A 21,560-nucleotide genomic window follows, 5' to 3' on the forward strand; every position below is an offset into this window, starting at 1 on the left:
GATTCTTTTTTCTTTAGCTACATATTTACGTGCATTTGTGGTTATTAAATGATAAAATCAATTATATAAAACCATTTTTATCACGTCATAATCCAGACATCATAATTTGTTATAAACTTTTGTTTTACGTAAGGAGGATCCTGTCATGAAAATAGAGCGTTTGAGTCAAGATAAGATACGGATTTTCCTCACGTTTGACGATCTGAGTGAGCGTGGGATCCAGAAGGAAGAGATGTGGCAGGAAATACCGAAAGTTTATGACCTGTTTACGGAGATGATGGATCAGGCATACAGTGAACTCGGATTTGATGCCACCGGACCTCTTGCCGTTGAGGTGTTTGCACTGCCTGCCCAGGGCATGGTGGTTATTGTGACGAGAGGGAAATACGATCATCATTTCGGCGGCTTATCCGAAGAAGATATGCCGGACGAGATTTATGAAATGGAAGTAACGCTGGATCAAAGTGATACGATCGTCTATGTTTTTCAGGATTTTGAAGTGCTCATTGAAGCATCGCATATGTTGAAGGACCTTGTAGGCGGAGCGGGTAAGCTCTATCACTATATGGATAAATGGTTTTTGTACTTCGATCCTGAGGAATTGGATAGCGAGAAGCTGCCGGCGGTTATTGCGATGCTGGCTGAATTCGGTGAATCCTCCTCAGTAACGGAGGCGATGCTGGAGGAATACGGGAAGAAAGTCATGCCTCAGCAAGCAGTTGAGGTTATCTGTACACACTTCCAGCGTCAGCATTAATGAAGGTGGGCGTGCGTGCCGGACTTCAGGCCCGCAACTAACGGAAGGGGAATTTTAGTGCTGGTGTTCTCGGTAATTGCGTCAGCTTTGGCGCCGGGACTCGCATTGCTCACGTATTTTTACCTGAAAGATAGGTATGATCAAGAGCCCCTGCACATGGTGATCAAGGTGTTCATGTTAGGGGTTCTGATCGTTTTCCCGGTTATGATTTTGCAGCGGGGAATGATACTATGGCTTGGCGACAATCCGGTAGTCAACTCATTGTTCGTTTCGGCGGGCGTTGAGGAATTTCTGAAATGGTTCGTAATGTATCACATCATTTTTAACCATACGGAATTTGACGAGCCTTATGACGGCATCCTTTATGCAGTGGCGATATCGCTGGGATTTGCTACGGTAGAGAATTTGCTTTACGCCTGGTACAGCCAGGCAGCCTTTGGTCCGATGTTCTTACGAGCACTGCTGCCCGTTTCGGGACACGCGATGTTTGGTGTGATCATGGGATACTACATGGGACATGCGAGGTTCACGGAAGGGAAACGAAGAAGATTCTTCCTCGGTCTATCCTTGTTCCTGCCTTGGATGTGGCATGGTCTGTACGACCTGATTCTGAACCTGCTGACCCACACATGGGTATGGTTCATCGTACCGCTTATGGTGCTGCTGTGGTATGGCGGCATGGGCAAAATCTCTAGAGCTAACAACCGTTCTCCTTTTCGTTTCATTAAGCGGGAGGAAGAGGTTAACACTTAACAAATCAGGGCACACTTCATTCTATAGACCTCGGCTGACAGCCAGGGAATCATAGAAAGGGAGGTGTCTTTTTTTGCGTGTAAAAGTGAAAATTCTTTGCAAAGATTGCGGTGAACGTTTTGTGCTGCGGGGAAAAAAGGAGCAGGGCCGGATTGAAACCGGATTTAAGCAGTGTCTGTGCAACAATCGCGATCACTTCGACATTGAGGAAGATTTCTAAGGGATGAAGGAATTATACAGAGATGCATAAGACTTCTTTCTTCTAGTCAAACTAACGGCAGTGAGTAGAAGAAAGGAGACTATCGCATCATGTACAAACGATTAAGCGCTATTCTGTTTCCTGTGGCCACAATTTTATTGATCGGGGCTCTGGTATGGGGTTATCAAGAGAATAAAGAGAAAAACGCCATATTGATTAATGCCGAGAACCAATACCAACGGGCATTCCATGACTTGTCATACAATATGGACAGGATTCATGCCGAGCTCGGCAACACACTTGCGGTAAGCTCTACCTCCCAAGGGATGCACCGGAAGGGCTTGATGAATGTATGGCGCCTAACCAGCGAGGCTCAAAATGAGATCAGCCAGCTGCCGCTTACGCTCCTTCCCTTCAACAAGACCGAAGAGTTCCTTTCCCGAATTTCTAATTTTGCTTACAAAACAGGTGTGCGTGATTTAACGAAGGAGCCGCTCAGTGAGGGTGAAGTCAAAACGTTGAAATCCCTGTACGCCAACTCCGGCGAAATTACAAAGGACTTGCAGCATGTGCAGAACAAGGTTATCGCAAACAGCTTGCGCTGGATGGATGTAGAGACGGCCCTGGCAACGAATAAAGTCGAAGACAATTCCATTATTGACGGCTTCAAGACGGTGGACAAAAAGGTGGAGTCCTACCCTGAGCTTGATTGGGGACCATCGGTAAGCAGCATTTATGACCGCCGTTCCGTGAAGCAATTGGCAGGCATGCCGATATCGGAAGAGGATGTAAAACGCAAAGCACTGAAGTTCTCGGATGTGGGCAATAATGCCAAAGTACAAGTGACGAAGAACGGAAGCGGCACCGAGTGGGTATCTTATACAGCGAAGGTACAACATCCGAATGGGCATATGCTCAGCATGGACTTTACCGAAAAAGGCGGCCAGCTGATTTCCTATACGGATGAGCGGAATGTTGGCGCCAAGCAAGCGTCCGTTCAGGCTGCAATCGACAAAGCCCAGCAATTCCTGACGAAAAAAGGCTACTCCGACATGACGGTTGTTTCAGCTGACCAATATGACAACCTGGCCAACTTTTCCTTTGTCCGTGAAGAGGACGGTGTGCTGATTTATCCTGAGAAAATCACCGTTCGTTCGGCTATGGACAATGGGGATGTCATTGGATTCCAGGCCAGCGACTTTGTGTATGAGCATCAGATCAAGCGAGAAATCCCGCAGCCCAAAATTAGTCTTGCCGAAGCGGAAAAGGTCTTGAATCCTGAGTTCAAGGTGCTCTATCACCGTAAAGCCTTAATCAAAAACGACCGTTCCGAGGATGTCCTGTGTTATGAGTTTGGCGGGCGAATCAACGGGGCTCAGTATCGGATTTACATTAATTCGGATACCGGCCTTGAGGAGACGGTTGAGGTTGTAAAGGATGCGCAGGCAGGAATCAAATAATCGAAGATTGCGTGATTCAAGCCGGTTCAGGAGCTTTCCTGAATCGGCTTTTTGCATGGGTTGAAGGAGCTGAAGCAACCGGGACCGTTCCATGTTTCCCAAGAATAGGACATGAATCGACCATGATTTGAAGATTTTGTCCTATGGGCCGTGGCATCCCATGATATAATGGGAAATAATGATTATGATGAATTAGTGGGTGAGCGCATTGTATCCAAAGATTAACGATGTCCTCTATATCCAATTGGATACGGGGGATGAGAAGGAAGCCAATATTGTATATAAATCCCGCATTTCCGACATGGATGACGAATCGATGTATATGGAGGTTCCGCTGCAGGAAGGGACGGGCAGGCTGAAAAAGCTGTACATCGGGGACGAGCTGTCCGCTTACTTTTTGACGGAAGGCGGAGTCAAGAATTTCTTCAATTCCTACGTCCTGAGTCACCATGAGGATATCATCCGTCTGGTTCGCATCAAGAAGCCGGAGCAGGATCAAATTACGAAGGTGCAGAGAAGAAGCTTCCTCAGGGTGCAAGCCGAGCTCGAGGTAGCAGTCATGACCAATGACGGCACCCAGTTTTTAGCCAAAACCGATGATGTCGGCGGCGGCGGCGTATCCTTTCATCTGCAGCCGGATCAAACGATTGCGGAAGGAAGTATATTGACTTGCTGGATACTCATCCCGTTTAAGAACGGATCCGTGGAGCACGTCCCGTTTGAAGGAGAGGTTGTAAGGGTGAAGCAGCTGCCTACCAATCGAAGCATCGTTATGCTGAAGTTTAATCAGATCGCAGATATGGAACGGCAAAAGCTGATTCGTTTTTGTTTTGAGAGACAGTTTGATTTTCGCAATCGTTAATGCATAAAAAGGACAGGCCTGTGGCACACTATCCGAAAATTTTGTCCCGGAGGGACTGCCTGCCATGTCAGAAATAGTAAACGATCAAGATCAGCTGCTCGAAAAAACAAGACTGGAAGTTAAGCATGAGGAGAAGGGACAAGCCCTGCATGACCGCTATGGAAAAGTGCTCCTTAAGCTGCTGATCTGGCTTGTGCTTGCCCTGGTGATTTTCCAGCTGCTATTGCATTATGAGCCCAGCCGGCCCTATATTTCGCCCATTCAGCAGATGGAGGGTGTTCCCGTTAACGAGCCAAATGTAAACGATTGGATGGGGGAAAACACCCCTTCTCTTTTGCATCACTCTAGCTAGTGTGGTATAATTTTCACGTCGCAGGCGGGCGCCTGCTTTTTTCTTGAAATATAAGATTGTGCCATTGTTTCATTCGCGCTGTCTTGTATATTTTCACTAGAGAAACGGTGATTCCGTCCGTAAGGGATGGTAAGCCCTTTCGATTTCGAGGTATATGTTTGAGGAGGAATGCCCCGTTGGTTACGCAGGGGACAGGTTATCGCGACAGAATTAATATTGCCATCGACGGTCCGGCAGGCGCGGGAAAAAGCACCGTAGCGCGTATGGTAGCCAGCAGGCTGCAGTACATCTACGTGGATACCGGAGCCATGTACAGGGCAGTCACCTGGTTCATGCTGAACCAAGGGATTTCTCCAGAAAATCCCGAAAAAGTGCTTCAACATGCACAAAACATGGTGATTGAATTAAAACCGCATGAAAATGGTCAAATGGTCTGGCTGAACGGGGAAGATGTTACACCCTATATTCGTTCACATCAGGTTAGTGCAGTGGTATCCCAATATGCACGAATCGAGGGTTTGCGGATAAAGCTTGTCCGTTTACAGCAGCAAATGGCACAGGACAAGGGCGTTGTCATGGATGGACGTGACATCGGCACGACGGTGTTGCCGGATGCTGAGGTGAAGATTTTCATGACGGCCAGTGTCAAGGAACGTGCTCTCCGCCGCTTCAATGAGTTGAGTGATGAAGGCATATCGCTGGAACAACTGGAAAGAGATATCGCAGAACGTGACAGGCTTGACCAGGAACGTGAAGTGTCGCCGCTCCGATGCGCAGAGGATGCCATCATACTGGATACGACACATATGGATATCAACCAGGTTGTGGAAGCAATTCTTTCATATTGCGAAACTTAAGTGGGATGGGGAGAAATGGGCATGATTTATGTTTTTTGCAGAGCGGTGGTCCGCGGTTTGTTCGCTATTCTCTACAGATTCGAATCTGTCGGCGTACATAACATACCTTCAGAAGGCGGCGTGCTAATCTGTAGCAATCATATTAGCATTCGAGATCCGATATCTGTGGGCATTCACGTCAAGCGCCAGGTTAAGTTCATGGCCAAAGCGGAACTGTTCAACATTCCGGTGTTCGGATGGCTGGTTCGTCAGCTTGGAGCATTTCCGGTCAAGCGCGGCGGAGTAAGTAAAGATTCGATCAAAACCGCCCTCACGATATTGCGTACCGGTGAGATCATGGGTATCTTTCCTGAGGGCACGCGCAATTCTGATTCAACCGCGGCAAAACGGGGTGCGGCAAGCTTCGCTCTCCGCAGCGGGGCGACGGTCATACCGGCTGCCATCATTGGAGATTACAAGCTTTTTCGCAAAGTGAAGATCATCTATGGTGCACCTGTGGACCTATCCCGGTTTGAAGGTGACAAGTCACCGGAAGCTCTGGATGCGGCAACCGAATTGATCATGGCAAAAATTCACGAAATGCGCGCAAGCGGCAAGCCAACCGTGAACTGATTTATTCGCTCCATGCATAAAAAGCATGGGAAGATTGGAAAGATACTACAGCAATTATGTTTTGAACTTCGCCAATGCGAGTTTAAATAAATGGGGTTTGAATTGAGGAGGTTATTTGACATGTCGGAAGAAACAAGAAATCAAGAGGCTGCTGAAAACCAAGAGCAGATGGACCAAATCGTATCCTTGAAAAAAGGGGACACCGTGAAAGGGACGATCGTCAAACTGGAGGACAACCAAGCTTACGTAAGCATTGGATATAAATATGACGGCGTAATTCCTGTTCGCGAACTGTCTTCTGTACAACTTGATAATGCATCTGATGCGGTTCAGGTTGGCCAAGAGGTAGAATGCAAAGTCGTTAGCATTAACGACGACAAGGAAAGCCTGGTTCTTTCCAAGCGCGCGATCGACACTGAGAATTCATGGGAAGAGCTTGAGAAGCATTTTGCGGATCAAGACGTATTCGAAGTAACGGTGGCTGACGTGGTGAAAGGCGGACTCGTAGCCGATGTTGGTGCACGCGGATTTATTCCTGCATCCATGGTAGAGCGTCATTTCGTTGAAGACTTCAGCGACTATAAAGGCCGCACGCTTCGCGTGAAAGTAAAGGAACTGGACCGCGAGAACAACAAAGTAATTCTTTCCCAGAAGGATGTTCTGGAAGAAGAGTTCGAATCAAACAAACTTAAAGTGATGTCCGAGCTTCAAGACGGCCAAGTGCTGGAAGGTACAGTACAACGCCTTACGCAATTCGGAGCATTTGTTGATGTTGGCGGGGTAGACGGATTGGTTCACGTATCCGAGATCGCTTGGAGCCACGTCGACAAGCCTGCCGATGTATTGTCCGAAGGCGATCAAGTGCGTGTGAAGGTACTGAAAGTGGATCCTGAAAAGGGCAAAATCAGCCTCAGTATCAAAGCAGCCGCTCCGGGTCCTTGGGAAACAGCTGGCGAGCAATTCAACACTGGCGACATCGTAACAGGCGTTGTTAAACGTTTGGTTACGTTCGGGGCATTTGTTGAACTGGCACCAGGTGTTGAAGGTTTGGTTCATATCTCCCAAATCTCCCACAAGCATATCGGTACACCGCAAGAAGTATTGAAAGAAGGCCAAGAAGTTCAGGTTAAAGTGCTTGATATCAACACTTCCGAGCAACGTATCAGCCTGAGCATCAAAGAAACGGAAGAAGCGCCAGCTCAAGCTCCGCGAGCTGAAAAACCGTCCAAAGGTCCTAAAATCGACCTGAAAGACAACCCGAACGTTTCTTTGAACAATCAAGGCATGAGCGTTACGCTTGGAGAGCGTTTCGGCGATAAGCTGAGCAAATTCAAGTAAGCCCGGGAACAGTTTTGTTCGGTCTATTGACCTATCATAACGAAGTCGGCGAACCCAGAAATCTGGGTTCGCCATTTGTTTTTTTAGGGGACGAACGTTTACGGATGTTGTAACATGGGGTAGAGCATAATAGAAATGCAGATGAAAGGTTAGCCAATTGTAACGTTTTTTGCTATGATGATAATCGTAAGAATTGACAGGAGGAGTGACTATGGCAAGACCCGTAGTGGCTATCGTCGGACGGCCAAACGTCGGTAAATCCACCATATTTAACCGATTGATTGGCGACAGATTAGCCATCGTTGAAGATAAACCGGGTATTACCCGTGACCGGATTTACGGTAGTGCCGAATGGAACGGTAAAGCGTTCAGTGTCATCGATACCGGAGGTATCGAAATCGATGGCGATGACATGATATTGAAATCGATACGCATGCAAGCCGAGCTTGCAATTGAAGAAGCGGATGTCATCGTATTTATGTGCGATGCGAAGACAGGGGTTACCCAATCGGACGAGGAAGTTGCACAGATTCTGTTCCGATCAGGTAAACCAGTCATACTCAGCGTAAACAAAGTGGATAATTTGAAGCGCGTGGATGATATCTATGAGTTCTATTCCCTCGGATTTGGCGATCCTGTCGGGATATCGGGAAGTCACGGCACAGGGATCGGCGACCTGCTGGATGTTGTGGTCGAGAACCTGCCGGAACTGGAAGACGACGGATATGACGAGGATGTTATTCGAGTTGCCCTGATTGGCAGACCGAATGTGGGCAAGTCCTCTCTCGTTAATGCCATTTTGGGAGAAGAGCGCGTCATTGTCAGTGACGTTGCCGGTACTACGCGCGATGCTATTGACACGCCGTTCGAGAAGGATGGGCAGCGGTATGTGCTTATCGATACGGCGGGCATGCGCAAACGTGGGAAAGTCTATGAGACCACGGAGAAATACAGCGTTATGCGGGCCATGCGTGCCATCGAGCGCGCGGATGTCGTTCTCGTACTGATCAACGGGGAAGAAGGCATCATCGAGCAGGACAAGCATATTGCCGGTTATGCCTATGAGGCCGGTAAAGCGTCTTTGTTCGTCGTGAACAAATGGGATATGGTCGAGAAGGATGACAAAACGATGCAGCAGTTCGAGAAAAAGATCCGCGATCATTTCTTGTTCATGACCTATGCGCCGGTTGTTTTCCTGTCGGCCAAAACAAAGCAGCGTTTGCAGAAGCTGCTCCCTGTCGTTAAGCATGTGGCTGATCAGCATTCACTGCGCGTGCAGACGCATCTCCTTAACGATGTCATATCCGATGCGATTGCCATCAATCCGCCTCCAACGGATAAGGGAAGAAGATTGCGTATTAACTACTCAACACAGGTTGCGGTTAAGCCGCCGACCATGGTCGTATTTGTCAACGATCCGGAATTGATGCACTTCTCATATGAGCGTTACCTTGAGAACAAGATTCGGGCCGCGTTTGACTTTGAAGGTACACCCATCAGGATATTTACTCGAAGAAAGTCTGATGAGAGTTAGGGGAGAATAGCTTGATTTTGGAGATCGTAGCGATAGTTGTGTGTTATTTACTCGGTTCGGTAAGCTTCAGCGTGCTGCTTGCCAAAATCCTGAAAGGGATTGATATTCGTCAGCATGGCAGCGGCAACGCCGGGGCAACCAATACCCTTCGCGTCCTGGGAAAGGGACCTGCCATACTTGTATTGGCTTTGGATGTAATTAAGGGCATCGCTGCGGTTTGGATCGGACGATGGCTCGGGGGAGACAATGCGTGGCTGCCGGGATTGTGCGGTATTGCGGCCATTATCGGTCATAATTGGCCTCTTTACTTCCGCTTTCGAGGCGGCAAAGGGATTGCAACAGCCATTGGGGTGCTTGCTACGCTTTGCTTTATACCAGCGTTTATAGCAGGCATTATTGCCATTCTATCCATTGTTTTTACCCGTTATGTATCTTTGGGTTCCCTTATTTTTGTAGTGCTTACCCCTGTTTTTCTATTGATCGCTGATTATTCGTGGCCAATCTTTTGGACGAGCTTGATCATATGCATATTCGCCTTCTGGCGGCATCGCTCGAACATCGTGAAGCTTGTGCAGGGGCGTGAAAACAAGCTGGGTTCTGGAAAAGGAAAGGACAAAGGAGGGAAGCGCGTTGTCTGACAAAGTCGCTGTTCTGGTGGCAGGCAGTTGGGGAACCGCTTTGGCAAGTGTTCTCGCTTCAAATGACCTGGAGGTTGTCGTCTGGACAAGAACGGAGGAACAGACTCGTGAAATCAACGAGTCGCATACCAATAACCGTTATTTACCCGGGGTGGAGTTATCACCGAATATTCGCGCTACAACCGATATGAAAGAGGCCGTCTCATCGGCTGTTGCTGTAGTTATCGTTGCACCTTCGTCCGCGATGCGGGAAGTGACGGGGCAGCTGAAGCAGTTTTGGACCGAGGACATGCTGGTGATTCATGCGACCAAAGGATTCGAGACTGAATCCTTGAAGCGGATGTCCACCGTCATATCCGAGGAGCTTGGCTGTGAGGAAGGCCGCGTGGTGGTATTATCAGGACCAAGCCATGCGGAGGAAGTGGTCAGACGCTGCCCTACAACGGTCGTAGTGGCGTCTTTGAATGCCGAGGCGGCTGTAGCCGCTCAAGATTTGTTCATGAACACGTATTTCAGAGTGTACACGAATCGGGATATGATCGGTGTTGAGCTGGCCGGGGCTCTAAAGAATATAATCGCTTTGGGCGCCGGGATGTCCGACGGGCTGGGCTTCGGTGACAACGCCAAGGCAGCGCTTATCACGAGAGGTTTGGCAGAAATTTTGCGAATCGGCATGGAAATGGGCGCGAATCCAATGACGTTTGCCGGGCTTGCAGGGATCGGTGACCTCGTGGTTACCGCCACCAGCCAGCACAGCCGAAACTGGCGGGCTGGTTCGATGCTTGGTCAGGGTAAGAAGTTAGATGAGGTTCTGGGTTCCATGGGTATGGTTGTGGAAGGAATACGCACGACCCAAGCCGCACATGCCATCTCCGAGAAATACGGCGTACAGATGCCGATTGCCGACCAGCTGTATCACGTGTTGTTTAAAGACCGGAATCCCCGCATCGCCGTGGAAGCCTTGATGGGTCGGGATCCCAAGACCGAGATGGAAATGATGCCGCTTGAAACATGGGAGCAATGGCACACCTAGCTTATTCACCATTCCGATGATTGACTCATATATTGATGTGAGGATGTCGGAGGAGGGGTGGAAATGAGCAAAAGCTTTCACAAGGATGTACTGAATGCGATTAACAAGAAAAGCGGCAAGAAAATTTCTTCAGGGGCTGTCAATAAGCTGGCTAGCACGGTTAAGCCGTCTACAATGCAAAATGAAGCCCAGCTCCGCCAGCTGATCAAGCAGGTATCTTCGATGGCGAACATACCTGTTAGTGAGGACACGATCCAAGAGATTGTCGGCGCGGTGAAGAAGAGTGGCATGAATCCAAGCAATATGGAAGCCTTGATGAAAATGATGATGAACAAATAAGATACGATGATGATGTTGAACAAAAGACGCTCCGGATTGGATAGCGGCTTTTGTTCTTTTTTTCGACATACCTGGGGTGAGGCGCTATCAGTTTCGTGATATAATAGGTTGAAATTGATGAGAGAATGGAGAGTTTCCTGACATGGATCCGATGCAAAAGATGTGGCTGTCCTTAGTCGCATTATTGATTATGGCACTGTCCGTCATAGTGGTTACGCTTGCGCGAAGCAAGACCAAGGGTTTTCTGCGCGGCGCGCTGTCGTTCGTGGCCTTTATGATGATGATTTTCGGTTTTATTATTGGACTGGCCTCCATCATATAACGTAGGAAGTCAATCCGGGACGATACGGTAAAGGGGTGCAGCATGACGCTGAATGATCTGCCGGAATTGGAGAGTGTGTTAGCTACCGCCATTCATAAGCTGAATCAGGTACCTATTGCTTGGCTGCTGGGTGGAAGCTGCAGCTTGCTTCTGCAGGATGTAACATTGGACAAGCCGCCGAGAGATATCGATATATATACCGATGCAGGGGGCGTACAGCCATTGCATGAGTCGCTGGCTTTTATGGCCGTGGATGCTCCCCGATTAGACCAAGAGGGGATATATTCTTCGATTCTGAGCCACTATGAAATAGAGAAAGTTCCGATTGAACTGGTAGGCGGATTTGAAGTGAATTCAAACGGGTCCTCCTACTGTGTTGAGATCGATCCATTGCTGTATCCTGCAGCACCAGAGAGTCATATACAGGGCGTCACGGTACGACTGATGCCGTTATCCCATGAACTGGTGTTTAATGTGCTTCGGGATCGACCCGATCGGTACAATGCCATTGCAGAGGCGATCCTGAGGGACATGGACCAACATATGCCGCTGCTTCAGCAGCTGTTAAGCCGGAACCGTTTGAGCGTGGAACATCGGACGGTGTTGAACCGGTTAATCGGACTACAGCCATAACTGGCGAATAGGGCCGGCAGCATGGAAGAATGTGTACATAAGAAAAGGAGCGCGTTTACCTTTGGACTACGAGGTGTTATTTCTGCCGGATCAAAAGAAGGTCAAGGTTCGTCCGAACACGAATGTACTGGATGCCTCCCGCCGGGCCGGCGTGCGTATTCCTACCCGTTGCGGAGGCAAAGCCGGTTGTTTGATGTGCAAAATCATAGTTCCGAGCGAGGAACGAGATCATTGCTCTGCTCCGGAGCCCAAGGAAATCAGGAAGCTGGGGACATCGATGATGGAACAAGGCTACCGGCTATCCTGCCAGACGAGAATCACGAATCATATCAAGGTAATGATTCCCGAGGACCCGCTCAAAGCTGCGATACGCAAACAGCTCGAAGCAGCGAGAAACCGGGAGTCCGATGACTTTATTTAAAGCGAAGGATGATGTTAGTTGAGTATGATCACTTGGATGACCCAAGCGGCAGGCCGTTCGAAGCGGATGTCTACCGTCTTAATCCTGGTGCTGTTTCCAATGTTGCTGACAGGTTGTCTTTATCCTGACGAGAAATTGCAGGAGAACAAGGTTTCATATAGGGAAAGCGTCAAACGGATACAATCGGCTGTAGATGATTTTTATAAAGAACAGGGAATCTTGCCGATGATTACGGCAGGTCCGGAAATTCCGCGGTATGAGAAATACCGGGTCGATTTGGATCAGCTGAAGAACCGGGGATACATCGACCAAATTCCGGATACGGCATTTGAGAAGGGCGGCAGTGGCTATTTTCTCATTATTAATGAGGAAACCGAGCCAACCGTGAAGGTTATGGACTTGACCACGGCCCAGAAGGTGAATGACGTTCAGAGAGCCGTGAATTTGTACAAAATGGCGCATGACAACGCTCTTCCTGCAGGGGAAGCCCTGTACCCGGGATATACTGCAGTGGACCTGTCCAAGACCGATGCCAAATCCCTTTCATTACTGAGTGTATACTCGGGTCAGGAGATGACCTTCATGATGGATGAAGAGGGAACGGTATACGCCGATTATGCATTCGATATTATGCAGGCTATCCAGAAGAACGGTTCCGATCCTCAAGAAGGTGAGGATTTACGGGTGTTCCTGGAGAAGGAATCCTATTATGTCCCCGTAAAATCCGTACCTTATATATGGAAGGATGGGCAGCCCGTTGCTCAGCCGCTATCCTAAACCTATACCCGCCGTGATCGGCGGGTATTTTTGTTGAACCTACATGGTTACCGATAACTGGTGAGGATAGGGAATTCGGAAGCCATGAAGCGGACCTGTATTTTTTTCTTGAGACCCTTCTTCGATAGATTTTTTGAAAATGGTTGAATCTATTTGGAATATCTATTAAAGTGCGCGCATATTCATAATCTGAAAGAGTAGTGCGGGCAAGAGCCGGTTGCCCACATCATGAGGCATACGAAAACGTCTGAAGGCGCACAGCATGAAGACAAACCGCGCCCTTAGCGGTAGTTGTTTTTAACGGTATTCGAGGGCAGTGTCTAGTTGGTTTAGGCCTATTCGATATCCTTAAAAAAAACTGGACGGACTTTAAGGGGCAACCGTCATATTTTTGAACCCGGTACATATGATGTTACTAGTCCAAATGCATGTACGAGTTACGCCGCTTTGCCGTTTCCATCAAAACTCATGGAATACCGGCGGCGGGATGCTGGCGACATTGTAAAGGCTGCTCATCTGTTGCAATGGCTTTGGCTATGAGTGGAACACGAAGCGGATGCTCTTAAAGCATTTTTCCTTCGGAGTAATTTGAGGAGGGGATCTCTTTTGGAAAAAGTGGACATTTTTAAGGACATTGCCGAACGGACCGGAGGGGACATTTACTTAGGTGTTGTCGGTGCCGTCCGTACGGGAAAATCAACCTTCATCAAGCGGTTTATGGAGACGGTTGTTCTCCCGAACATTACGAACGAGGCGGATCGAGTAAGAGCTGTCGATGAGCTGCCTCAAAGTGCTGCAGGGAAAACAATCATGACAACCGAGCCGAAATTCGTGCCGAACAACGCGGTACAGATCAAAGTTACGGAAGGTCTTGAGGTCAACGTCAGATTGGTGGATTGTGTAGGTTATGCCGTTGAAGGCGCTAAGGGCTACGAGGATGAGAATGGCCCGAGAATGATCTCGACGCCATGGTTCGAAGAACCGATTCCGTTCCAGGAAGCGGCTGAAATCGGAACGCGCAAAGTTATTCAGGAGCACTCCACGCTTGGCGTCGTCGTCACGACAGACGGAAGCATTGCGGAAATTCCGCGGAGCTCTTATGTTGAGGCTGAGGAGCGCGTTATCGAGGAACTGAAGGAAGTCGGCAAGCCATTCGTGGTGGTCATTAACTCGACGCGTCCACGCAGTGAAGAAGCGCTTCAGCTGCGCAATGAGCTGGCAGAGAAATACGACATTCCGGTGATGACACTGAGTGCGGCCACGATGACCGAAGATGATGTAACCGGTGTTCTTCGTGAAGTATTGTATGAGTTCCCCGTGCATGAAGTGAACGTTAATCTTCCTAGCTGGGTTATGGTGCTTAACGAGAACCACTGGCTGCGCAGCAACTATGAGAACTCGGTCAGAGATACCGTGAAAGATATCCGCCGTCTGCGTGACGTGGACCGGGTGGTCAGCCAGTTCATGGAGTATGACTTCATCAACCATGCCGGACTTAGCGGCATGAATATGGGGCAGGGCGTTGCCGAGATCGATCTCTTTGCACCTGACGAACTGTATGACCGGATCCTGATGGAGGTTGTGGGTGTCGAGATTCGCGGTAAAGATCATTTGCTGCAGCTAATGCAGGAGTTCTCTCATGCCAAACGGGAATACGACCGCTTCGCTGAAGCGCTTGAAATGGTTAAAACGACAGGTTACGGTATTGCTGCTCCTTCCCTGGCTGAGATGGCGTTGGATGAGCCTGAGCTTATCCGTCAAGGCACCCGCTTCGGGGTAAGATTGAAAGCGACCGCGCCTTCCATCCATATGATTCGGGTCGACGTGGAATCCGAGTTCTCGCCGATTATCGGCACAGAGAAGCAAAGCGAAGAGCTTGTGCGCTACCTGATGCAGGATTTCGAGAACGATCCGATCAAGATTTGGGAATCCGATATATTCGGACGCTCGCTGCACTCGATCGTCCGTGAAGGAATTCAAGGCAAAATCGCAATGATGCCTGACAATGCGAGATATAAATTGCAAGAAACTTTGGGTCGGATCATCAACGAAGGTTCCGGCGGTTTGATCGCGATCATTCTTTAAGTGAGTATCGCTAAGGTGTTGAATACGCAGTCGCTAACGGGTCTAAAGTCCCGATTAGCGGCTGTTTTTCGTGTTTTCTTTGGTAGTGCAGAGCAAAACGCTTGAAATTATGAGATGGCTGTATTACTATAAATTTGTTCCGCGTCATGCATTCTAAACGCGAGATAGGGGTAAAATACCCGATTGCACGTATAATTTGCGGTAAAACGGAAACAGTGAATAGCAAGTGGAGCACATTCCTTGTTAGGGAGGTGAAAGAATGAATAAATCGGATCTGATTACACAAGTAGCTGAATCTACTGAGCTTTCCAAGAAGGATGCAACTAAAGCGGTTGATGCCGTTTTCGATGCAATCTCCGAAGCGTTGCAAAGTGGAGACAAAGTACAGCTGGTCGGCTTTGGCAACTTCGAGGTTCGCGAGCGTTCCGCACGGAAAGGCCGCAACCCGCAAACAGGTGAAGAAATCGAAATCCCTGCGAGCAAAATTCCTGCATTTAAACCTGGTAAAGCGCTCAAAGACGGAATCAAATAAAGATTTCTACATATTACCTAAGAGCACAGGTCGTGAATTCGTTCACGGCCTTTTCTTTTAGCTTACGGTGAGGAGGTCTGAACAATGGAGAACGTTCAAAACGGGGATTATTTTATCGTCAAGGCGCTGGACCATGGCGTGCAGGTGATCGGCCTTACCCGCGGTCAGGACACCCGGTTTCATCATACCGAGAAGCTGGATAAAGGCGAGGTCATCATCGCCCAATTCACGGATCATACGTCTGCGGTTAAAATACGCGGCAAAGCTGAGGTCATGACCAAGCATGGGAAGATTGAATCCGGCATTTGAATAGGATTACCATCTTGGCAAAGCCCCACCAAATTGGTGGGGCTTTTTTATGTTTGATGTTTCTTTACATGGATTATGTGTTAACCCATTGTTAAAGGTACCCTTGTTGGATTCGCGAACGTTGTATATACTAGCGGGAATGAATAAAAATACGAGAGGATGTTTGAAAAAATCATGGCAAAACAACTCAGAGAGGGACAATATGTGGTAGTCCCTGAAAATCCGGTATCCATGTTTCTGTTCAGCAGTACCCGCTCCGGCTGGATTTGGCTGCTTGTGAGGCTGTATCTCGGTTATGCCTGGTTAACGTCGGGGCTGAAAAAGCTGACGGCGGAAGCCTGGACGGGAAGCGAAGCCGGAGCGGCCATTCAGGGCTTCGTCGGGGGAGCGTTGGCTAAGGCGGAAGAGGGGAAGGACGTCACCGGATGGTATGCTTCTTTTCTCGAAGGGTTTGTGCTTCCCAACGCCAAGCTGTTTTCGTATATGGTGGCCTTCGGCGAGGTCTTGGTCGGACTCGGGCTGATTTTGGGTCTGCTGACGGGGATTGCCGCGTTTTTCGGCGGATTAATGAATGCCAGCTTTTTATTCGCAGGCACGGTAAGCTCCAATCCATTATTGTTTATATTGGCCACATGGCTGGTCATGGCCTGGAAAGTGGCGGGCTGGTATGGTCTGGACCGCTGGGCGCTGCCGCTGCTCGGTACGCCTTGGAGTCGCAGGCGCAAGGATCAGAACATCCCAGAATAAATTGGTTCTCGCTCCAGAAGTAACATTCGTCACTTTTGCAAACGCGTTTGTCAAGTACAATTCCAACAGACCGCGGCCATGAAATCCTTTAATCTGAAATCAGATCAATTGGATAAAGGATGATGGTCATGGGAATCCGAGCTTTTTTTAAACTGGTGGAAATTCAGACGAAGGTAGCCAGCATGATTCCGTTCCTGTTCGGAACTTTGTATGCATTGTTTCGTTTTCAGCAGTTCGACGGGTATCATTTTGCCCTGATGCTCGCGTCGTTGCTCTCGTTTGATATGGCAACAACGGCGATCAATAACTATTACGATTACAAAAAAGCGATTAAAAAGAACGGGTTCGGTTACGAGCAGCACAATGCCATTGTACGTTATAACCTTAAGGAGCCTGCGGTTGTGTCCGTCATCATCGTGCTGCTCTTGACAGCCGTTGGTGCAGGGATCGCGCTTTTCCTGTCTACGGGCTGGTTGATCCTGCTGCTGGGCGGATTGTCTTTTGCCGTAGGGATATTATATTCGTTCGGACCGATTCCGATCTCGCGGATGCCGCTGGGCGAGCTGTTCTCCGGATTGTTTATGGGATTTGTCATTATATTTATTTCGGCTTGGATCCACGCGGAGGACAGCCATCTGGCGGTTCTGGACCTGCACGGCAGCGTTCTTTCCCTTCAGGTGAACCTTCCTGAGGTACTGCTGCTGCTGGTGGTATCGCTGCCGGCCATACTTGGGATTGCCAACATCATGCTGGCCAATAACATATGCGACATGGATGAGGATATGGAGAACAAGCGGTATACGCTGCCCGTATATATAGGATTCAGGCCTTCTCTAAAGCTGTTCCGAATTCTGTATTGCCTTGCTTATCTGGACCTGGCGGCTCTTCTCCTGATGAAGGTGCACCCCGTGTTAGTTCTTCTGGTGTTCGTCACGCTTGCTCCGGTTTATAAAAAAAGCGCCGTATTCACCGCCCATCCTTCCAAAGAGAAAACATTTGCGATCGCGGTGCAAAATTTCGTGTTCATGAATCTGGCGAGGATCGCCGCGCTGGGGGTGGCAGTGGCGTGGACTTCTCGATCGTTCTTCTAAACCGAATAAGGCTCGTTTTACCTGAAGCAGGCATAGCCTGCTTTTTTTCTTTATACAATGAGGTATGGACTAATGAGGTGCGGAAGAAACTAGGAATAGAGGAGGTTTAGGACATGAAGCACTGGCAATCCGTACGAGCCGTACTCCTGCCCGCGGCGATTGCATGTATCATGCTTGCACTGTTAATGGGACTTCAATCGCAAGCCCGTTATAAGGTCGGCGCTGTGACAGCGGCGATACCCTATCACAGCCGGGAATTAAGCGATGCCGGATTAGTGGACTCCCTAATGAATCTTCCTCTTCACTTGAAAATAAGCCGGGCAGATTATGATGCAGGCGCGCTGACGCTGGATATCAAATTGAGCGATCCCTCGGAGACGGCCGCCGAGGTTTATGAGGATATCGCCAGCATTATGTCCTTTACGTTCGAAGGAACGGATAATGTGCAGCAGCTGTATCTAAGAGTGGTAGCCATCGATCGTTGGGGAGGGAAGCGGTATATGCTGCTGGCTTCGAATATGAATAAGGATGCCTGGGACTCACGCTATGCAGAAGCTCTGACTCAGCTCGAGAACGGCGATGTTCCGCCATCCATTGCAGCCGCTCTTAACCTAACATTTACGAATCTTTGGCTTAAGCAGTTCAGCAGCCCCTGAAAGGGGTAAAATAGTAGATGACAGGGCATGTACGCGCCTTGAACATGTGTTATAATAGATTGGATTGTGGGCTCAATTGGACAAAAGAACATCAAGTGCACGGAGGCTGAGAATGAAACCGTATCGCGTACCAGAACTGGCAGAGAAATATTTAAATTATGATATGATTCAGAACCACACGGAACTTCCGAATTTTCCGGATGCCCGTGTTCATTTGCTATACATATTTTTAAAGGATTCGGGCCGAAATCTTGCCGGACATGAAGAATTGTACGCACTGGTTACCTCACTGGTTCAGGTGGGACTCGATACGCATGAGAGCATCGACGTTACGGAGGGCAATCAAGGAGAGGCGATGATGCGATCCCGGCAGTTAAAAGTGCTCGCAGGGGATTATTTCAGCAGCCGTTTTTATCAACTCCTTGCCTTAAAGGGCGAAATTGCTGTCATCTCGCTTCTTAGCAAGGCTGTTAGCGAAGTTAACGTGATGAAGATGAGATTATACGGCAAAATGAAACAAACGCTGCTGCCTTCTGAAGAATATCTACGGCTAACGGTACAGCTGAATATGCAGCTGTTTCTTTCTTTTACTCCGCTGCTTGAGAAGTCCGTACAAGAAACATGGGAGAATCTGCTCAAGGAAATTACGGAATGTGAGACGCTTGTTCAGGAGATGGAACGCTGTGCTACGCCTGAAATCGGCAGATGCGGTTACGTGTACTGGCATCTGATCGAGTCGGGGAGCGACGAGGAACGGAAAATGCTGGTTGGCAAGAAGACGGATATGAAGGACTGGAGGAAGCTGATCCTGAAGCACAAGGTTTCGGAGAAGCTGCTGGACAAGCTGCGCGAGTCCGTTCATGCCGTACAGCTGCTGCTGGCAAGCCGTGTAGGAGAAAGCCCGTACGCTTGTATGCTGGACCCGTTCCTGAAACGGCTAAGCACGTACCGGTCCGTCGTAAGTGAAGGGTAGGGGGATGCTGTGGATAATCAAACAACCAAGTTAGACATGAGCAAGCATGACGGCAAAAATCCGAAAGAGCAATACGTCCATTCCGTCTTTGAAAGCATTTCGGGAAAATATGATATTATGAATGACATTCTCAGCTTTCGAAGACATAAAGCCTGGCGCAAGTTTACGATGAAGAAGATGAACATGCGTCGCGGCGATACGGCCATAGATCTGTGCTGCGGTACTTGCGACTGGACGATCAGTATGGCACAGGCAAGTGAATCCGGACACATAGTTGGACTCGATTTCAGTGAGGGGATGCTGAATGTCGGCCGGGGGAAGGTTGCCAAACAGGGGCTGGACCAACAGATAGATCTGGTTCAGGGGAATGCCATGAGCCTGCCGTTCGAAGACAATCAGTTCGATTACGCGACGATCGGTTTCGGTCTTCGCAATGTGCCGGATTACATGCAGGTTCTGCATGAGATGAAACGCGTGGTTAAGCCTGGCGGGATGGTTGTATGTTTGGAACTGTCCAAGCCGACTTGGCAGCCGTTCAAAGGCATTTATTATTTCTACTTTCAACAAGTGCTGCCTCGGATGGGGAAACTGGTAGCCAAGCGTTACGAGCAGTATAAGTGGCTGCCGGAATCGCTGGCTTTGTTCCCAGGACGAGAGGAGCTTGCCGAAGCTTTCCGTCAGACCGGACTTAAACAGGTTCAGGCCTATCCCTTGACTGGTGGCATAGCAGCCTTACATATTGGGATCAAGGAGAATCTGGATGTTTAAGAAAATAGGAACTTATCTTGAAATGATTAAAGTGGAGCATACACTGTTTGCTCTACCTTTCGCTTTTATGGGGGCGATTCTAGGATCGGCCGTTGTGTTTGACCGTTTACCATCCTGGGGAGATATCGGCTGGATCTTTCTTGCCATGTTCGGTGCACGCAGCGCTGCCTTCGGATTGAATCGGCTCACGGACCAGCATATCGATGCCAAGAACCCCCGCACCGCAAATCGGGCCATTCCGGCAGGACTGCTGAAACCGCTGGAAGTTATCTTATTCATTATTCTGTCTTTCGCGGTATTTTTCTGGGCCACTTACATGCTGGATCCGTTTGCTTTCCGTTTGCTGCCTATCGCTATTTTTATGCTTATTATTTATTCATATACCAAACGGTTTACTTGGCTTTGTCATCTGGTGCTCGGGCTTACAACAGCATTGGCTCCGCTTGGCGGATGGGTTGCGGTAACCGGTCAAATCGACTGGAAGGCCATTGTGTTCTATATCGCGCTTGCGTTTTGGACAGCCGGATTTGATATTGTTTACGCTTGCCAGGATGAGAAGTTTGATGCCAAAGAAAGGCTGTACTCGATTCCATCCCGGTTCGGTTTGCATAAAGCGTTGTGGTTCGCCCGCGGCTTTCACGTAGTAACAGCCATCGGTTTTATCGTTCTTTTCTTTGTCACACCGGTTGGCTGGTGGTATCTGATCGGCATGATCATCGCCTGCGGAATTTTGTTCTATCAGCATTACATCTTGTCGCCGAACGATATGAGCCGTTTGCAAACCGCCTTTTTTACGATGAACAGCACACTGAGCATCATCCTGTTTGTATTCACTCTGATTGATTTGGTGGTGCGGTATATCTGATGAAATCCATGCGCAGAAAAAGCTGGGTTGTCGGTATTACGGGAGCCAGCGGCAGCATATACGGTGTTCGCCTCACCGAGAGCCTGCTCTCGCTGGGCTATGATGTGCATTTGATCATTTCCAATGCGGGCTGGCGTGTCCTGAAGGAGGAAATGGGCTTTCAGGCGGGCAACCGCGAAGAAGTGCTGGCCGAGAAATTCGGCGGATACGAGGGGAGTGTGATGTACCATCCGATCTCTGACATCGGGGCTACGATAGCCAGTGGATCTTTCCTGGTGGAGGGCATGATCATTATGCCATGCTCCATGGGGACATTATCCTCGGTGGCACACGGCTCTTCCGACAATCTGATGGGACGCGCCGCGGATGTGATGCTGAAAGAAGGCCGTCCTCTGGTGCTTGTCCCGAGAGAAACGCCTCTGCATGCGATTCACCTGGAGAACATGCTGGCGCTGGCCAAGCTTGGCGTGAAAATCATTCCCGCGATGCCTGCGTTCTATTACGGACCGAAGACCATTGATGATATCGTGAATTTTCTGGTCGGCAAGGTATTGGACAGCTTACGCATTGAACATCAATTGTATACAAGATGGGGTGACTAGCAGGCTGGAGTGTATCGGGGAGTTAGCGGCTGCTGCAATTCTGCT

Annotated in this window: 27 protein-coding genes; all 27 read left to right on the top strand. The window is 49.0% G+C overall.

The window, feature by feature from the left end:
• The first annotated feature begins 145 nt into the window (after positions 1 to 145).
• The 27 genes from OHJ21_RS03225 (at position 146) to OHJ21_RS03355 (ending at position 21,515) form a co-directional block, all read left to right on the top strand.
• On the top strand, positions 146 to 757 hold the full coding sequence (locus tag OHJ21_RS03225) for a genetic competence negative regulator (protein ID WP_071223917.1): 612 nt from the start codon (positions 146 to 148) through the stop codon (positions 755 to 757).
• Between the two features lie 57 nt (positions 758 to 814).
• On the top strand, positions 815 to 1,510 hold the full coding sequence (gene prsW / locus OHJ21_RS03230) for a glutamic-type intramembrane protease PrsW (RefSeq protein WP_100536298.1): 696 nt from the start codon (positions 815 to 817) through the stop codon (positions 1,508 to 1,510).
• 73 nt (positions 1,511 to 1,583) lie between these two features.
• Entirely contained in the window at positions 1,584 to 1,730 is a 147-nt protein-coding gene (locus OHJ21_RS03235; RefSeq protein WP_009595221.1) for a hypothetical protein, read from the top strand.
• Positions 1,731 to 1,819: 89 nt separating this feature from the next.
• Positions 1,820 to 3,169: a germination protein YpeB gene (gene ypeB / locus OHJ21_RS03240; protein ID WP_100536299.1), complete on the top strand. Its 1,350-nt coding sequence runs from the start codon at positions 1,820 to 1,822 to the stop codon at positions 3,167 to 3,169.
• A 199-nt stretch (positions 3,170 to 3,368) separates the two neighbouring features.
• Positions 3,369 to 4,031: a flagellar brake protein gene (locus OHJ21_RS03245; protein WP_100536300.1), complete on the top strand. Its 663-nt coding sequence runs from the start codon at positions 3,369 to 3,371 to the stop codon at positions 4,029 to 4,031.
• Between the two features lie 64 nt (positions 4,032 to 4,095).
• A complete protein-coding gene (locus tag OHJ21_RS03250; protein WP_100536301.1) occupies positions 4,096 to 4,383 on the top strand; it encodes a DUF5359 family protein in 288 nt (95 codons plus the stop codon).
• Between the two features lie 176 nt (positions 4,384 to 4,559).
• Positions 4,560 to 5,240 (top strand): (d)CMP kinase, encoded by a 681-nt coding sequence (cmk, locus tag OHJ21_RS03255; protein WP_100536302.1) that lies wholly within the window; start codon positions 4,560 to 4,562, stop codon positions 5,238 to 5,240.
• Positions 5,241 to 5,261: 21 nt separating this feature from the next.
• A complete protein-coding gene (locus OHJ21_RS03260; RefSeq protein ID WP_127594155.1) occupies positions 5,262 to 5,852 on the top strand; it encodes a lysophospholipid acyltransferase family protein in 591 nt (196 codons plus the stop codon).
• 120 nt (positions 5,853 to 5,972) lie between these two features.
• Positions 5,973 to 7,190, top strand: a complete 1,218-nt coding sequence (gene rpsA, locus OHJ21_RS03265) for a 30S ribosomal protein S1 (protein ID WP_486019293.1) — start codon at positions 5,973 to 5,975, stop codon at positions 7,188 to 7,190.
• 211 nt (positions 7,191 to 7,401) lie between these two features.
• Entirely contained in the window at positions 7,402 to 8,724 is a 1,323-nt protein-coding gene (gene der / locus OHJ21_RS03270; protein WP_071223925.1) for a ribosome biogenesis GTPase Der, read from the top strand.
• Positions 8,725 to 8,735: 11 nt separating this feature from the next.
• Complete coding sequence (gene plsY, locus OHJ21_RS03275; protein ID WP_100536305.1) at positions 8,736 to 9,362, top strand: glycerol-3-phosphate 1-O-acyltransferase PlsY; 627 nt, start codon at positions 8,736 to 8,738, stop codon at positions 9,360 to 9,362.
• The gene (locus OHJ21_RS03280; RefSeq protein WP_326112180.1) at positions 9,355 to 10,395 is read left to right on the top strand and encodes an NAD(P)H-dependent glycerol-3-phosphate dehydrogenase; all 1,041 of its coding nucleotides are present in this window, start codon (positions 9,355 to 9,357) and stop codon (positions 10,393 to 10,395) included. Before plsY ends, OHJ21_RS03280 begins: the two co-directional genes overlap by 8 nt.
• A gap of 63 nt (positions 10,396 to 10,458) precedes the next feature.
• Positions 10,459 to 10,734, top strand: coding sequence for a stage VI sporulation protein F (locus OHJ21_RS03285; RefSeq protein ID WP_006209456.1), 276 nt, complete (start codon positions 10,459 to 10,461; stop codon positions 10,732 to 10,734).
• A gap of 142 nt (positions 10,735 to 10,876) precedes the next feature.
• A complete protein-coding gene (locus OHJ21_RS03290) occupies positions 10,877 to 11,056 on the top strand; it encodes a DUF2768 family protein (RefSeq protein ID WP_071223929.1) in 180 nt (59 codons plus the stop codon).
• 42 nt (positions 11,057 to 11,098) lie between these two features.
• Entirely contained in the window at positions 11,099 to 11,689 is a 591-nt protein-coding gene (locus tag OHJ21_RS03295) for a hypothetical protein (protein ID WP_486019294.1), read from the top strand.
• A gap of 61 nt (positions 11,690 to 11,750) precedes the next feature.
• Complete coding sequence (locus OHJ21_RS03300; RefSeq protein WP_100536308.1) at positions 11,751 to 12,110, top strand: 2Fe-2S iron-sulfur cluster-binding protein; 360 nt, start codon at positions 11,751 to 11,753, stop codon at positions 12,108 to 12,110.
• A 24-nt stretch (positions 12,111 to 12,134) separates the two neighbouring features.
• Positions 12,135 to 12,887 (top strand): hypothetical protein, encoded by a 753-nt coding sequence (locus tag OHJ21_RS03305; RefSeq protein WP_100536309.1) that lies wholly within the window; start codon positions 12,135 to 12,137, stop codon positions 12,885 to 12,887.
• A 606-nt stretch (positions 12,888 to 13,493) separates the two neighbouring features.
• Positions 13,494 to 14,972, top strand: a complete 1,479-nt coding sequence (gene spoIVA / locus OHJ21_RS03310) for a stage IV sporulation protein A (protein WP_071223935.1) — start codon at positions 13,494 to 13,496, stop codon at positions 14,970 to 14,972.
• Positions 14,973 to 15,231: 259 nt separating this feature from the next.
• On the top strand, positions 15,232 to 15,504 hold the full coding sequence (locus OHJ21_RS03315; RefSeq protein ID WP_006209463.1) for an HU family DNA-binding protein: 273 nt from the start codon (positions 15,232 to 15,234) through the stop codon (positions 15,502 to 15,504).
• An 84-nt stretch (positions 15,505 to 15,588) separates the two neighbouring features.
• Entirely contained in the window at positions 15,589 to 15,813 is a 225-nt protein-coding gene (gene mtrB, locus OHJ21_RS03320; protein ID WP_071223937.1) for a trp RNA-binding attenuation protein MtrB, read from the top strand.
• A gap of 174 nt (positions 15,814 to 15,987) precedes the next feature.
• A complete protein-coding gene (locus OHJ21_RS03325; RefSeq protein ID WP_100536310.1) occupies positions 15,988 to 16,560 on the top strand; it encodes a DoxX family membrane protein in 573 nt (190 codons plus the stop codon).
• 128 nt (positions 16,561 to 16,688) lie between these two features.
• Positions 16,689 to 17,651 (top strand): 1,4-dihydroxy-2-naphthoate polyprenyltransferase, encoded by a 963-nt coding sequence (locus OHJ21_RS03330; protein ID WP_486019295.1) that lies wholly within the window; start codon positions 16,689 to 16,691, stop codon positions 17,649 to 17,651.
• Between the two features lie 113 nt (positions 17,652 to 17,764).
• A complete protein-coding gene (locus OHJ21_RS03335) occupies positions 17,765 to 18,307 on the top strand; it encodes a hypothetical protein (protein WP_326112172.1) in 543 nt (180 codons plus the stop codon).
• A 112-nt stretch (positions 18,308 to 18,419) separates the two neighbouring features.
• Positions 18,420 to 19,280, top strand: a complete 861-nt coding sequence (locus OHJ21_RS03340; protein ID WP_486019296.1) for a heptaprenyl diphosphate synthase component 1 — start codon at positions 18,420 to 18,422, stop codon at positions 19,278 to 19,280.
• Positions 19,281 to 19,316: 36 nt separating this feature from the next.
• Complete coding sequence (locus tag OHJ21_RS03345; protein ID WP_165789699.1) at positions 19,317 to 20,048, top strand: demethylmenaquinone methyltransferase; 732 nt, start codon at positions 19,317 to 19,319, stop codon at positions 20,046 to 20,048.
• On the top strand, positions 20,041 to 20,913 hold the full coding sequence (locus tag OHJ21_RS03350) for a UbiA-like polyprenyltransferase (RefSeq protein ID WP_100536315.1): 873 nt from the start codon (positions 20,041 to 20,043) through the stop codon (positions 20,911 to 20,913). The genes OHJ21_RS03345 and OHJ21_RS03350 overlap by 8 nt, the downstream gene beginning before the upstream one ends.
• Positions 20,913 to 21,515 carry a UbiX family flavin prenyltransferase gene (locus OHJ21_RS03355; protein WP_326097476.1) on the top strand — a complete coding sequence of 201 codons (603 nt, stop codon included), beginning with the start codon at positions 20,913 to 20,915 and terminating at the stop codon, positions 21,513 to 21,515. Before OHJ21_RS03350 ends, OHJ21_RS03355 begins: the two co-directional genes overlap by 1 nt.
• Positions 21,516 to 21,560: the final 45 nt, after the last annotated feature.

It is taken from the genome of Virgibacillus sp. LDC1, from assembly GCF_025792345.1.
GTDB classification, from domain to species: Bacteria; Bacillota; Bacilli; order Paenibacillales; family Paenibacillaceae; genus Paenibacillus_AQ; species Paenibacillus_AQ lautus.

Bases quoted from the DNA above. Each gene is read 5' to 3' on its own strand.
- OHJ21_RS03225 (WP_071223917.1), top strand. From the start codon at position 146: ATGAAAATAGAGCGTTTGAGTCAAGATAAGATACGGATTTTCCTCACG.
- ypeB (WP_100536299.1), top strand. From the start codon at position 1,820: ATGTACAAACGATTAAGCGCTATTCTGTTTCCTGTGGCCACAATTTTA.
- OHJ21_RS03250 (WP_100536301.1), top strand. From the start codon at position 4,096: ATGTCAGAAATAGTAAACGATCAAGATCAGCTGCTCGAAAAAACAAGA.
- OHJ21_RS03260 (WP_127594155.1), top strand. From the start codon at position 5,262: ATGATTTATGTTTTTTGCAGAGCGGTGGTCCGCGGTTTGTTCGCTATT.
- rpsA (WP_486019293.1), top strand. From the start codon at position 5,973: ATGTCGGAAGAAACAAGAAATCAAGAGGCTGCTGAAAACCAAGAGCAG.
- der (WP_071223925.1), top strand. From the start codon at position 7,402: ATGGCAAGACCCGTAGTGGCTATCGTCGGACGGCCAAACGTCGGTAAA.
- OHJ21_RS03285 (WP_006209456.1), top strand. From the start codon at position 10,459: ATGAGCAAAAGCTTTCACAAGGATGTACTGAATGCGATTAACAAGAAA.
- OHJ21_RS03290 (WP_071223929.1), top strand. From the start codon at position 10,877: ATGGATCCGATGCAAAAGATGTGGCTGTCCTTAGTCGCATTATTGATT.
- OHJ21_RS03295 (WP_486019294.1), top strand. From the start codon at position 11,099: ATGACGCTGAATGATCTGCCGGAATTGGAGAGTGTGTTAGCTACCGCC.
- OHJ21_RS03305 (WP_100536309.1), top strand. From the start codon at position 12,135: ATGATCACTTGGATGACCCAAGCGGCAGGCCGTTCGAAGCGGATGTCT.
- OHJ21_RS03315 (WP_006209463.1), top strand. From the start codon at position 15,232: ATGAATAAATCGGATCTGATTACACAAGTAGCTGAATCTACTGAGCTT.
- mtrB (WP_071223937.1), top strand. From the start codon at position 15,589: ATGGAGAACGTTCAAAACGGGGATTATTTTATCGTCAAGGCGCTGGAC.
- OHJ21_RS03325 (WP_100536310.1), top strand. From the start codon at position 15,988: ATGGCAAAACAACTCAGAGAGGGACAATATGTGGTAGTCCCTGAAAAT.
- OHJ21_RS03330 (WP_486019295.1), top strand. From the start codon at position 16,689: ATGGGAATCCGAGCTTTTTTTAAACTGGTGGAAATTCAGACGAAGGTA.
- OHJ21_RS03335 (WP_326112172.1), top strand. From the start codon at position 17,765: ATGAAGCACTGGCAATCCGTACGAGCCGTACTCCTGCCCGCGGCGATT.
- OHJ21_RS03340 (WP_486019296.1), top strand. From the start codon at position 18,420: ATGAAACCGTATCGCGTACCAGAACTGGCAGAGAAATATTTAAATTAT.
- OHJ21_RS03345 (WP_165789699.1), top strand. From the start codon at position 19,317: ATGAGCAAGCATGACGGCAAAAATCCGAAAGAGCAATACGTCCATTCC.
- OHJ21_RS03350 (WP_100536315.1), top strand. From the start codon at position 20,041: ATGTTTAAGAAAATAGGAACTTATCTTGAAATGATTAAAGTGGAGCAT.
- OHJ21_RS03355 (WP_326097476.1), top strand. From the start codon at position 20,913: ATGAAATCCATGCGCAGAAAAAGCTGGGTTGTCGGTATTACGGGAGCC.